At 44.8% G+C, this 11,902-nt stretch carries 10 protein-coding genes; 8 read left to right on the plus strand and 2 right to left on the minus strand.

Annotated features, from left to right (window positions below; all coding sequences use genetic code 11):
• Positions 1–252: 252 nt before the first annotated feature.
• Together DW657_RS07430 and rhuM are read right to left on the minus strand one after the other, a co-directional pair.
• Entirely contained in the window at positions 253–1,398 is a 1,146-nt protein-coding gene (locus tag DW657_RS07430) for a glycerate kinase (protein WP_118311998.1), read from the minus strand.
• A 9-nt stretch (positions 1,399–1,407) separates the two neighbouring features.
• Positions 1,408–2,778 carry a RhuM family protein gene (gene rhuM / locus DW657_RS07435; protein WP_199658319.1) on the minus strand — a complete coding sequence of 457 codons (1,371 nt, stop codon included), beginning with the start codon at positions 2,776–2,778 and terminating at the stop codon, positions 1,408–1,410.
• 423 nt (positions 2,779–3,201) lie between these two features.
• Here rhuM and DW657_RS07445 point away from each other — a divergent pair, with 423 nt between their 5' ends.
• From DW657_RS07445 to DW657_RS07485, 8 genes are all read left to right on the plus strand, one after another.
• On the plus strand, positions 3,202–3,588 hold the full coding sequence (locus tag DW657_RS07445) for a hypothetical protein (RefSeq protein WP_118312000.1): 387 nt from the start codon (positions 3,202–3,204) through the stop codon (positions 3,586–3,588).
• Positions 3,589–3,722: 134 nt separating this feature from the next.
• A complete protein-coding gene (locus DW657_RS07450; protein ID WP_089544284.1) occupies positions 3,723–4,160 on the plus strand; it encodes an Hsp20/alpha crystallin family protein in 438 nt (145 codons plus the stop codon).
• A 324-nt stretch (positions 4,161–4,484) separates the two neighbouring features.
• Positions 4,485–5,378, plus strand: coding sequence for an AraC family transcriptional regulator (locus DW657_RS07455; protein WP_118312001.1), 894 nt, complete (start codon positions 4,485–4,487; stop codon positions 5,376–5,378).
• Positions 5,379–5,514: 136 nt separating this feature from the next.
• Positions 5,515–6,399 (plus strand): NAD-dependent protein deacetylase, encoded by an 885-nt coding sequence (locus DW657_RS07460; RefSeq protein WP_118312002.1) that lies wholly within the window; start codon positions 5,515–5,517, stop codon positions 6,397–6,399.
• Positions 6,400–6,401: 2 nt separating this feature from the next.
• The gene (locus DW657_RS07465) at positions 6,402–7,082 is read left to right on the plus strand and encodes a hypothetical protein (protein WP_118312003.1); all 681 of its coding nucleotides are present in this window, start codon (positions 6,402–6,404) and stop codon (positions 7,080–7,082) included.
• Positions 7,075–7,881, plus strand: coding sequence for a Fic family protein (locus DW657_RS07470; RefSeq protein ID WP_118312004.1), 807 nt, complete (start codon positions 7,075–7,077; stop codon positions 7,879–7,881). The genes DW657_RS07465 and DW657_RS07470 overlap by 8 nt, the downstream gene beginning before the upstream one ends.
• A 32-nt stretch (positions 7,882–7,913) precedes the next feature.
• A complete protein-coding gene (locus tag DW657_RS07475) occupies positions 7,914–9,899 on the plus strand; it encodes a cation-translocating P-type ATPase (protein ID WP_118312005.1) in 1,986 nt (661 codons plus the stop codon).
• 1,123 nt (positions 9,900–11,022) lie between these two features.
• Positions 11,023–11,859 carry a CPBP family intramembrane glutamic endopeptidase gene (locus DW657_RS07485; RefSeq protein WP_158577331.1) on the plus strand — a complete coding sequence of 279 codons (837 nt, stop codon included), beginning with the start codon at positions 11,023–11,025 and terminating at the stop codon, positions 11,857–11,859.
• The last annotated feature ends 43 nt before the right edge of the window (positions 11,860–11,902 follow it).

The raw sequence follows: 11,902 nt of genomic DNA on the forward strand, positions 1-11,902 counted from the left end.
AAGGGCAGAAGCTCCTAGCCCAGGGCATCGCCCTGGGTAATGGTAATCGCCGACCTGTCGCCCTGTAAGGGCAAAAGCTTTCAAGTACCAAGCAATTTACAAAGCTTTTGCCCTTTCAGGGCGCATTGCTGACTGCTAGTGTACCCAGGGCGATGCCCTGGGCTAGGAGCTTCTGCCCTTTCAGGGCGAGAGTCTTGCAGGAGCTTTTGAGCTTTCAGTCCATCTGGAACCACATGCGAAAGTTCTGTTGTTTTATTTGTTCTTTATCGCTTTTATGATGTTGTTACGGGCAACATCCGGCTTCATCGCCTCATCCAGCGGCATTTCTTCCGGAGTAACCTGAATAACTCTATCAAAACCTGCATCCAGCATCGCCTGTCTGTCGCTCACGCCACCCGATACAAGCCACACAAGGGGGAATGAAGGATCTGGGGATTTGCAATCCCCGGCAAGCTGCGAGCAATCCACATGGCTTTTATCCGATTCCCTACACTTCAGAACATGCTCCAGAATCCTTTGCGGCAGTTTTCCCATCAAGGTCTGTTTATCACTATGTCCCTCGCCCGTAATCACGAGATCAGCATTCTGAATGAGCGCATCAAAACCAATCTCATCCAAGAGAAGCTCAGCCCCAGGACGAGCCTCAGCATTGAAATATTGCAGGAAAGCATAGCCCAAACCTCCGGCTGCACCAGCCCCAGGAGCCTCACTCCTATCATATCCGAAATGCCTGGAGCTTACCTCGGCAAACTTCCTCGCCCTATCATCCAGCATCTGCACCATCTTAGCATCAGCTCCCTTCTGAGGCGCAAAAACATAAGCCGCCCCATTTTCACCACAGAGCGGATTGGTAACATCCGAAGCCAGCACAAAGCTGCATTCCTGGCGGATTTTCTTCCAGTCGTCGCCCATTGCCTTGAGCATTCCGATACCGCAATCGGATGTGGCGCTGCCGCCCAAGCCCACGATGAAACGGCGCACGCCCCGGCGATAAGCATTCATAATCATCTCACCCACGCCCCAGGAAGTAGCCTTCATCGGGTTGCGCTGTTCAAGCTCAATCAGAGCTAGTCCTGCGGTCTGCGCAATCTCGATAATCGCGGTATCATCCACGATTCCGTATTCAGCTTCAATCCATCTCATCAGCGCATCATGGGCATGAATCCTCACTCGCTCTCCCTTCATCGCCGAAAGAAAAGCATCGAGCATTCCCTCTCCCCCATCACTCATTTCCAGGGTAATGATTTCGGGAGAAGAAGCATCAGAATCAAAAATCTTTATTTCAGAAGAAGCAGCATCCGTATTCCATACCTTTATTCCCGAAGCAATCGCCTCGTTCACCTCTCTGCTCGAAAGGCAGCCCTTATAAGAGTCACAAGCAATTATTATTTTTTTCATACTTAATCATCAATTATCAAACAACCCCAATTCTCCTTTTAACCTCATCACTTCCTTGTCAAAATCCGACAAGAACTCACGGTCTTGAATCACCCTGAACTTATCATATTCCTCATAAGCTTTCAACCGAGCCTCAAGAGCCGAAACCTTTCCCTTATCTATCAAAATTGGATAAGATGATAATTCAAGAAAACCATCCAAGAACTTGACCCATTGTTCCATAGTCGTTGGAATATGGCGTTTGGCACGATTGGCAGCTAAGTCAATATAAGCAGAAACAATACCATTCAATTCCTTCATCTGTTCTATATGCAAATAATTCTTTGCTATTGTCACATCCGATTTCAACACCTTACCATCGGGAGCTTGAGCCCAAGAAGTTAATCCCATGTGTTTCTTGGTTGCATCAGCAGAAGAATAAACAATTTCTGCTGCCGTCTTACCCGTTATTGCCCAATGCAACTTATTCTGCACCTTGGCATAAAACTCCTGCGTTGTAGTAGCATTCTTCTGATAATCGCAAGCCGTGGCATAAATATCTGTTATTTTTTGATAAGCCATACGCTCGGATGCTCGAATCTCCTGAATACGTTCCAGCAACTGGTCAAACTTCACCTGAATCTGCTTTCCACCTTGCTTAAAACGCTCATCATCTAACACGTAACCGTTTCGGATAAATTCGCTCAAGGTATTGGTTGCCCATTGCCGAAAACGAGTTGCCTTGTAACTGTTCACACGATAGCCCACCGCAATAATCATATCCAGATTATATACATTCATTTCGTATTTCTTCCCATCATCCGCAGTTATCCAAGATTTTTGGATAACTGAATATTTATTGAGTTCTCCGCTGTTCAAGATTTCATTGATGTGATAGCTCACTGTTCGCACATCTACTTGAAAGATTTCTGCAATTCTCTTCTGTGTCGTCCAAACCGTATCTCCATCAAAGACTAATTCCACTCTCAGTTTTCCTTCCGAATCTGAGAAGAACACAATATCCGTATTGGTATAAGTATCAGCATTTTGTAATGAAGAAGAAGATAAATTCTGCTTACCAGAAAAATACTCTAATGCAGGCAATGCATTCTCTTTTCTGGAACTGAGCGACATAGAAATAAGAAGGCAAGCATAACGGGAAAGATGGTAGGACTTCAGCTTTCTCTTTGCCTCACTACCAATAGTAACCATTTCGTTGACTTCAACGAAATGGTCTTCTACACTTTTATTGTTTTGTACACATAAGACCTTAGCCTTATCTATGATTTTGCTAAAATTACGATAATCTGCATAACCAATAACAGACGCCAATTCCCTAGCCGACCAATATTCTTGTCCAGCCTCATCCATCTGTCTGATACTATCAAATATCTTATTCATATCCTATTTATTTTATCATTCCCTAAAGCATCACCAATGAGGAGTGACGCTTTCCCGCCCGCAAAATTAGCCATTATTCCTGAAACCACAAACCTTTTTGAGAAAAACTTTCAAAAACAGATGCTTCTGATAAGAGCTGATAGAAAAAAGAGGTTAAAACATTTGGCTATTAAAAAGATTCCTCGTATTTTTGCAGTAGATTTTTCAAAGGTTTTCTAAAGGTTAAAGGCTTATGTGCAAATATGAAGAAATAGAAGAATACCTCTTTTTCTGTTAAGATTATGAAAAGAAGACCTGAATTTACAATTATAGCCGGTCCAAATGGAGCTAGCAAAAGTAGGCTTGGAATATTTTATTCTACAGTAAAAGCTTTTGACTGAAACCTTCTAGCAATGTCTCTTCGAAACGAACTTCTCTACAGATTTGCCAGTCAATCTTGTTCAGGATTTTAAAGATGCAGGTTATAAAATCAGCCTCATCTTTTTCGGCTTATCCTCGAAAGAAGATTCTCTATCTCGTGTTATCCAAAGATACACAATGGGCGGTCATAATGTAAACCAAGACGTGATAGAATATAACTTCACGGAAGGCATCAAACGAGTAAGAGCCTCTCTACCACTTTTTGAAAACATTCTTTTCATTGATGGCACTTCCGATTTTGGCGACATTGTTGCCATTCACATCGAGAAAAGCCTCCCATTTTGGCAGCAAAGTTTAAATTATTTATACTTTGCTGCCAATATTGTCACCAATCCGACGCTGGCACGCAAGTTGCTCAACATAAGAGTGAAAGCTGAAGCCAAAAGATGAAGGAGTTCGAAAGGACAACGGAGTTTCGAGGCGGAGGCAATCGAAAAGAACAGATAAATAAATAACAAGCAGAAATCCCGACGGGGCCGCAAGGAACCGAGAGGATGAGTAAAATAAAATTGGAGGTTTTAATTATGTTGTTAGCACGTAGAAATAATAATTCAGATTGGTTGAGTAACTTCTTTGATGATGCATTCTTCAACACCGACATGATGCCACGTATGAATGCTACCGCTCCTGCCATTAACGTAAAGGAGACCGAGAAAGCTTACCAGATGGAGATTGCTGCCCCTGGACTGAAGAAGGAATGGGTTCGCATCAACATCGATAACGATGGCAACCTGAATGTGGCTATCGAGAACAAGATGGAACATAAGGATGAAGATAAGCACGAGCACTATCTGCGCCGCGAGTTCTCTTACAGCAACTATCAGCAGAGCTACACACTCCCAGAGGACGCTGACCGTGAGAAGATTTCAGCAAAGGTAGCTGATGGTGTTCTTGAGGTTGAGATTCCAAAGCTTGCTCCTAAGGAGGAGGCTAAGGCTACCAAGAATATCGAAGTCAAATAATCATCTCCCATAAATGATCGAGGCAGATTCCAAGGCAATTTGGAACCTGCCTTTTTTGTGCCCTTACCTGAACCATCACATTTTTCATCTACCTTATTATCATGATTTTCAACTATCCATCGGGATATTTCTTCCATAAATCTTGCGGGGGTCATAAATAATATGTAATTTTGCAGGCAGAAAAGCAGACATGAAAGCTTCTGCTTATCCGTAACGGACAAGATATGGGCTATCATTGCCTGTTGCCCATATGACACATAACATATATAACCAAGCAAGTTGATATTTATTCACTTGCGAAACTTCAGATTAAAGATTAAGATTATGACAAAGCAAAGACAGCGTCTGGTAGAAGTGCCGTTCAACAAGACGGATTGCGGCGTAGATTTCTACATCAACACAGCTTATGGCGGCGAGTGCCCTTGGGTGCTTACGGAACATGAAGTGTTCAAGACCGACTTCTTCGAAATATTTTTCATCAAGAAAGCTAATGGCTACGTGCTGATAGACTACAGGAAGATAAACCTGAAAGACGGCATGGTGCTCATAGTGAAGCCACACCAGCAGCAGGAATGGCACATTGATGAGGCGGCTCTCGACTACGAATTTTTGATATTCCGTGAAGATTTCATGCGAACCTTCATTGCCGACAAATTCTTTGTCTATAGACTGCAATACTGCCAGCAGACCGAAACACCGCCCTATTTGATGTGTTCAGGAAATGAATGCGAAGAATATCATCAGCTGCTCAAGAAAATACGGACAGAGCTTCGGCAGCCTCAAGCCGACAGCTACAACATCATCGTCAGCGTACTCTACTATCTGCTGGCAATTATGAATCGCCATTATGTCCGTGAGCATCACTTGCCTCTGGCTGCTCCTAAGAATTATTATGCCTTTCAGTTTGTGGAATTGATGGAAACCCACATCCGGAAATTGCAGCGTGTGCAAGACTACGCCTCGCTGCTCAAGATTAGCCGCATCACACTGAACCATAGCGTGATGGCGCAGTATGGAGTGTCGGCTACCTATCTGCTGAAACAGCGACTGTTGGCAGAAATCAAAAACGAGCTTCTGTTCACTAGCAAGTCTATAAGTGAGATAGCCTATGCTTTCAGTTTCCCCGAACCACCCCACCTGATGCGTTTTTTCAAGCAGCAGACGGGCAAGACATGTAGAAAATTCCAGGAGGACTATAAGAATGGTGTGTATGAATGAGAATGATTTATCATTTTGGTAGTTTTTGGTGGCTTTCTGGTATCTGATACATCTGTATTTTTTCATACTTTTGCAGTCGAAATAATGAAGGTAAATATATAATGAAATTAAGATTCGCATAAGTATACTAGAAATTATGACACAGATAGAAATACTGAAAAAGAATATTCAGGAGGCAGAAGCCATCATCGTGGGTGGCGCCTCTGGAATGTCGGCAGCAGCAGGTTTCCGCTTCTATTATATGAGCGATGCCACATTCAAACAGATAGCCGGACAGTTGGGCGAGAAATATCATGCTGATGGTTTTTTCCCGCTGGTGTATCATCCGCAAATCAAGAAAGGTGAGCTATGGGCGGCGTTGCTCCGCGAGTACAAGTACCTGTATGAGTGTCATACGGGTGAGCCATACGAGGATCTGGCAGAATTGCTCGAGGGCAAGAACTATTATATTGCCACCACCAATCAGGATGCGCAGTTTTTCCGCACCTTCCCTGCCGAGAAGATTACTCGCATTCAGGGCGATTTCCGCTACTGGCAGTGTAAACATACTTGTACAGACGAAATCTATCCCAACAAGGAGAAGGTGTATGAGTTGCTGGACAAGATAGAAGGTGACAGACTGCCCGACGACCTGATTCCCCGTTGTCCACATTGCGGTACGGAGATGATTCCATGGTGGCGCAGTCGTGAGTTTCTGGAGGGTAGCTATTACCGAAAAGAAATGCAACGTTATATGGATTTCCTCAAGAAGAACATGAACAAGAAAGTGCTTTTCCTAGAACTTGGTGTGGGCATGATGACTCCAATGTTCATCAAGGAGCCATTTATGAACATGGTCTATCGCTGGCCCAATGCCACTTATGCAGTAATCAATCCAAAGGATGCTTATATTCCAAAGGAGATTGCCCAAAAGAGTATTGCCATTAAGGAAGATATCGCCGTGACATTAAAGAAACTGTTGGGCAAACCGGCAGATCATATCGTATCAGATACAAGTTTCGAACCAGGAAGAATATATTAAATATGAATGCAAATATCACTCTAGCCCAAGAATGGATTGCCCAGGCAGATGCCATTCTCATAGGAGCCAGCAACGGACTCTCTATCGCCGAGGGCTATCATATCTTTGCCAACAACGAGATGTTTCGAAGACAGTTTGGCGACATGCAGCAGCAATATGGTTTCAGAAATGTTGTGGAAGGTCTTTACTTTCAGTATCCTACTGCTGAAGCACGCTTAGAGTTCCACAGACGATTGGTGAAATTTTGGGTAGAAGATTACGAACCTTCACAGGTGATGCATAACCTCATGAAAGTGATTGGCCAGAAGGATTACTTCATCCTTACCAGCAATGGCGACTTGCATCTGGAGAAATCAGGGTTTGAAGAAAAACGCATTTTCGAGATAGAAGGTGTCATGACCGACCTTTTTGCAGCGCCAGACCCCAAGAAAAAATTACTCTTTCATCAATTTCTAGCAAAATATTCTGGCAAAAATCTCGTTATATTAGAGTTGGGTATCGGTTCGCGCAACCGACTCATCAAGCTACCTATTATGCAGCTGGCTTATCGTGAGCCGAATGCTAAATATATCACGCTCAACATGTCTCAGGAACTCTATATTCCACAGGAGATAGCAGAAAAGAGCGTGGGTATTGCTGGCGATATAGCCCAGTCGCTCAAAGAATTAAATACAAATGGATAGACAAGGATATTACAGAACAATAGGAAGGGACGAGAGAGCATACCGCTCTTTCGTCCCAACCCCTTTGCAGGATATTCACCTGGAAATGGATGAAGAAATGCAAACACTGCTTGCTCAAGCACATGAAAGATTGAAGAATCGCAACCTCTCTGATATTGATGCGTTGCAGAAGGAAGAAGTTGAGAATTCCGTGAATCTGGTATATGGCGAAAAGAAGCCTATATCCTTAGCTTTCTTTGAAACAGATGATAAGGAAGACAAGAAACGCAAATTAGATGAACAAAACCTTCTTCAAGCCACAAGATTTGCCGTAGAGCGTATGCAGAAACTGCCTATTAGCAGCCGATTGCTCAAGGATGTTCACTGGGTAATGATGCAAGGTGAGCACAATGAAAGGAAATACCCTGGTGAGATGCGCACCTCACCCATCTGGCTTGGAACAAAAGATGACACGCTGGCAACTGCTCCCTTCATTCCACCTGTCTATGAGGATATGGCAAAGTCTATTGCCGACTTAGAAAACTATATCCATTACGAGGAACAGACTGACGTCCTCATCATGGCGGCGCTCATTCATTATCAATTTGAAATGATTCATCCATTCATCGATGGAAATGGAAGAATAGGCCGGTTGCTAACCCTGCTCTTTTTGATGGATAGAAATGTCATCCAGCAACCTGTGCTCTCGCTTTCCAAAAAACTGATGAGCAGTTCTTTCAAATACTTCACCAACATTGCTTCTGTTGAAGTATATGGAACATACGAAAAATGGGTGAAGTATTTTCTACAACAATTGTAAGAAATAAGAATAGAATTTAGAATAGAATAGAAATGAAGAAAACAATTCCAGTAATAGGCATGGCTTGCAGCGTATGCTCTGCCAATGTTGAAAAGAAACTGCAGTCGCTAGAAGGCATCAACTCCGCCTCGGTTTCCCTGGCGAGCCGAACTGCCCTGGTAGATTATGACCCCGACATCATCTCTCTGGAAGATATGAAACGGGAAATCAGCAATGCCGGCTACGACCTCGTTATCGAAAGCGATAGAAGCGTGGAGGAAATCAACCGCCGTGAGTTCACCCTCCTGCGCCGCCGAACCCTCGCTTCCTGGCTCTTCGCCATCCTGACCATGAGTTTCTCCATGGGATGGATTTCACTGGGCATGGAGCAGAATATGATTTCAGATGGCGTTGCCTCGGCTCATCATACCAGTTCCTTCGCCAACCAGATCTGTCTGCTCCTGGCACTCGCCAACCTGCTCTACTGCGGCAAACAGTTTTATGTTTCCGCCTGGAAACAGCTCTTGCATCATACGGCAAACATGGATTCGCTCGTGGCGCTCAGCACCCTCATCGCCTTCCTCTTCAGCACCTTCAACACCTTCTTCGGAGAAATGGTATGGGGAGCGAGAGGCATAGAATGGCACACTTATTTCGACGCTTCCGTGATGATCATCACCTTCGTGCTGACCGGCAGATGCCTGGAAGAAAAGGCAAAGGACAGTACGGCGAGCAGCATTCGCCAGTTGATGGGAATGCAGCCGAAAACCGCCCGACTGGTGACTTACGAGAAGATAGAAGGCACCAACGACTACAAGATGGAGGAAGTTCCGATTTCCACCATTCAGATAGGCGACATGATAGAAGTAAGAGCCGGCGAGAAGATTCCGGTGGATGGCGTGGTTACCCAGGCAGAGAGTTTCATGACTCCCGATGCAGCCTATGTAGATGAAGCGATGATCAGCGGCGAACCGACTCCGGCGATGAAAAAGGCAGGCGACAACGTGCTGGCCGGCACCATTCCGAGTCAGGGAAAGCTCCGCATGAGAGCCAAGCAGATTGGCGAGAACACCGCCCTGGCGCACATCATCCGCATGGTTCAGGAGGCGCAGGGCAGTAAGGCACCCGTGCAGCGCATCGTGGATAAGGCGGCTCTGATTTTCGTTCCAGCCGTGGCAGCCATCGCCCTCATCACCTTTTTAACATGGTGGCTGATAGGCGGCAACGCAGCACTTCCGCAGGCCATTCTCTCAGCCGTAGCCGTATTGGTCATCGCCTGTCCTTGCGCCATGGGTCTTGCCACTCCTACCGCCCTGATGGTGGGCATCGGCAAGGCGGCGCAGAAGCAGATTCTCATCAAGGATGCGTCGGCGCTGGAGAATCTCCACAAGATCAACGCCCTCGTCATCGACAAGACCGGCACCCTCACCATTCCTAACCAGAACATCGATTTCACCAAACAGGAGGATTTGGATCTGGAGACGAGAGAGACCCTCAAGCCTCATGCCCAGGAAGCGATGAAGCAGTTGCAGGAAAAGGGAATAGAGGTGTATATGATGAGTGGCGACAAGGAGGAAGCGGCTCACTACTGGGCGGAGAAAGCCGGCATCAAGCATTACCAGAGCAAGGTGCTGCCTGGCGACAAGCAGGCATTGGTAAAGAAACTTCAGGACGAAGGCAAGCAGGTAGCGATGGTGGGCGACGGAATCAACGACACCCAGGCCCTGGCCCTTGCCAACGTGAGTATGGCGATAGGAAAGGGAACGGATGTGGCGATGGATGTGGCGCAGATTACGCTGATGAGCGACGACCTGCTGGCACTTCCGGAAGCCGTAAAACTGAGTCAGAAGACGGTTCACATGATTTGGCAGAATCTCTTCTGGGCGTTCATCTACAACATCATCTGCATCCCGTTGGCAGCCGGCGCCCTTCATATCTTCGGCATTGATTTCCAGATAACCCCGATGTGGGCAAGTGCCCTGATGGCCTTCTCAAGTGTGAGCGTAGTGCTTAATTCGCTGAGACTTAAATTGGCGTAAAATGATAGAAAATGGCAGGTTCCCGATGCATCAATTTGGAACCTGCCATTATATTTTTCCCCTTTTTCAAGCATACCCCAATACACTTTTCCTACGAAATAACCAAATAAAAAACACACTTTTCCTATGAAAACAAGGGCTAAAAGCTACACTTTTCCGAAAAAAAGCTTGATTTTAACCCATAAACCACCCTTTTTTGCAAAGGCGATTTTCATAGCAAATCGTAAAGGACTTTTAAGGGATTGGAAAACCTTAATGACCGATAATGACCTTGACCTTAATGACCTTAGAAGCAAGAAAAAGTGGTTCCGATAACACTTTTCACCCCTTCAGAAGGCAAAAATAAGAGGGGGAATGGCAGAATGAAAGGGGGAAAAACGAGGATTTACAAGGAATTTCTTGATATATTTTGTCAAGATTCTCGTAAAAAGAGCATCAAAAACTGGATAGAGCGAAGGGGAATTCCGTGCGTTTTTATAGTATTAAACGAGGGAATCAGAATAGTTCCATTTGCAACTACCGAACTGATTATCAACACAATACAATCAACACCACATTCTTCCAGAATAGCTTTCAGAAGCTCTATCGTGTCATTAAGGGTCAGTGTCATTAAGGGTCATTAAGAAAAAGCAAATGTCATTTAGAGCCATAGTATAATAATAAATAATTTATTATTATACTATAGAGATATTTGCGCCCCCGAAAACCTTAATGACCCTTAATGACACTGACCCTTAATGACACCACCCCACATTTCCCCGCTTTTTCAATCATCAAAAGCAATCCAAGGCGGCTTTTGCAATCAGATGTAAAAACCGCAAATACTTATATCACTACATATCAACCACTTACAGCATATTTTCAATATTCTACGGGGAAAAGCTTGCTTTCTGCTTCGAATTTTTGTATCTTTGCACCGGCAATCGAAAGAACAGTCTTCTTGTGCCAAAAGTCGGTCATCTATGAAGACCGAGGCTGGTCTTAATAGATGGCAAGCGCTGGTCATCAATGAAGACCACAAAATGGGCAGGTGTCGGTATTTTAACATAAAAATAACATGCACTTAACCCAACAAGCCAGGATTTTATTATATCTTTGCATAAACAAACAAAACTACAGCTTTATGGAAAAAGAAAAACTTTCAGCAATCCTGTCAAAGGGAAGAAACGGAACCAAGGGATGGTTTCTGTATCGTGCATGGCCTGGCACCAGAAGCGCCATCTACGTCTATCTGATGTCCATGCTTGCCGCCTTTCCGGTTGGCATTGCAGCAGCTTTTAGCTGCGAATTTATCGAATTCCTGACGAAGACAACCATCAATAGTGCATGGATCCCGGCAATTTATATGCTGGCAGCAGAGCTATATATGATTCATAAATGCCGAAAGAAATTCCATCTGCGTGTTCGCCTGGAAAAGATTCAGCAGATGCCTAAGACCATCATCTTCTTGCTGGTTTTCTTGGTGGGACTGTTCCAGGCCATTCCTATGAGTGTTTTAGAAAGATTCATGGATTTGCCTGATTACATGGAGCAGGATTTTGTTAACCTGGCACATAATCCGATTGGAATTCTGGTGCTCTGCATCATTGCTCCTATAGCCGAAGAATACCTCTTCCGCGGATTGATGATGCGAAAGATGCTGAGATGGAACATCAGTCCCTGGTATGCTATCATCGGCTCAAGCATCATGTTCGGGCTCATCCATCTCAACCCGGCACAGATTCCTGGACCCATCATTCTGGGAATCGTCATGGCGTGGATGTGTTACCGAACCAGGAGTTTGATTCCGGGCATCATCATCCACATCACCAACAATACGCTCTGCCTGATTCCTGAAGAATGCTACGATACTTACATCGCCAGCACTCCGATGATGGAAGGAGGCCTCAGCCTTGTAAGCATCGCAATCGTCATTCTGTCGATTTGGCTCTTCAACAAGAAGACTGCTGCTGCATCGTAAAGAGACTTCATAAAAGGAAGTCTTCATAAGAAAGGCTTCCTTA

The organism is Prevotella sp. AM23-5 (assembly GCF_003473645.1).
In the GTDB taxonomy this organism is placed as follows: Bacteria; Bacteroidota; Bacteroidia; order Bacteroidales; family Bacteroidaceae; genus Prevotella; species Prevotella copri_A.

Excerpts from the sequence above, each read along its gene's own strand:
- DW657_RS07430 (WP_118311998.1), bottom strand. The coding sequence starts at position 1,398 with ATGAAAAAAATAATAATTGCTTGTGACTCTTATAAGGGCTGCCTTTCG.
- rhuM (WP_199658319.1), bottom strand. The coding sequence starts at position 2,778 with ATGAATAAGATATTTGATAGTATCAGACAGATGGATGAGGCTGGACAA.
- DW657_RS07450 (WP_089544284.1), top strand. The coding sequence starts at position 3,723 with ATGTTGTTAGCACGTAGAAATAATAATTCAGATTGGTTGAGTAACTTC.
- DW657_RS07455 (WP_118312001.1), top strand. The coding sequence starts at position 4,485 with ATGACAAAGCAAAGACAGCGTCTGGTAGAAGTGCCGTTCAACAAGACG.
- DW657_RS07460 (WP_118312002.1), top strand. The coding sequence starts at position 5,515 with ATGACACAGATAGAAATACTGAAAAAGAATATTCAGGAGGCAGAAGCC.
- DW657_RS07465 (WP_118312003.1), top strand. The coding sequence starts at position 6,402 with ATGAATGCAAATATCACTCTAGCCCAAGAATGGATTGCCCAGGCAGAT.
- DW657_RS07470 (WP_118312004.1), top strand. The coding sequence starts at position 7,075 with ATGGATAGACAAGGATATTACAGAACAATAGGAAGGGACGAGAGAGCA.
- DW657_RS07475 (WP_118312005.1), top strand. The coding sequence starts at position 7,914 with ATGAAGAAAACAATTCCAGTAATAGGCATGGCTTGCAGCGTATGCTCT.
- DW657_RS07485 (WP_158577331.1), top strand. The coding sequence starts at position 11,023 with ATGGAAAAAGAAAAACTTTCAGCAATCCTGTCAAAGGGAAGAAACGGA.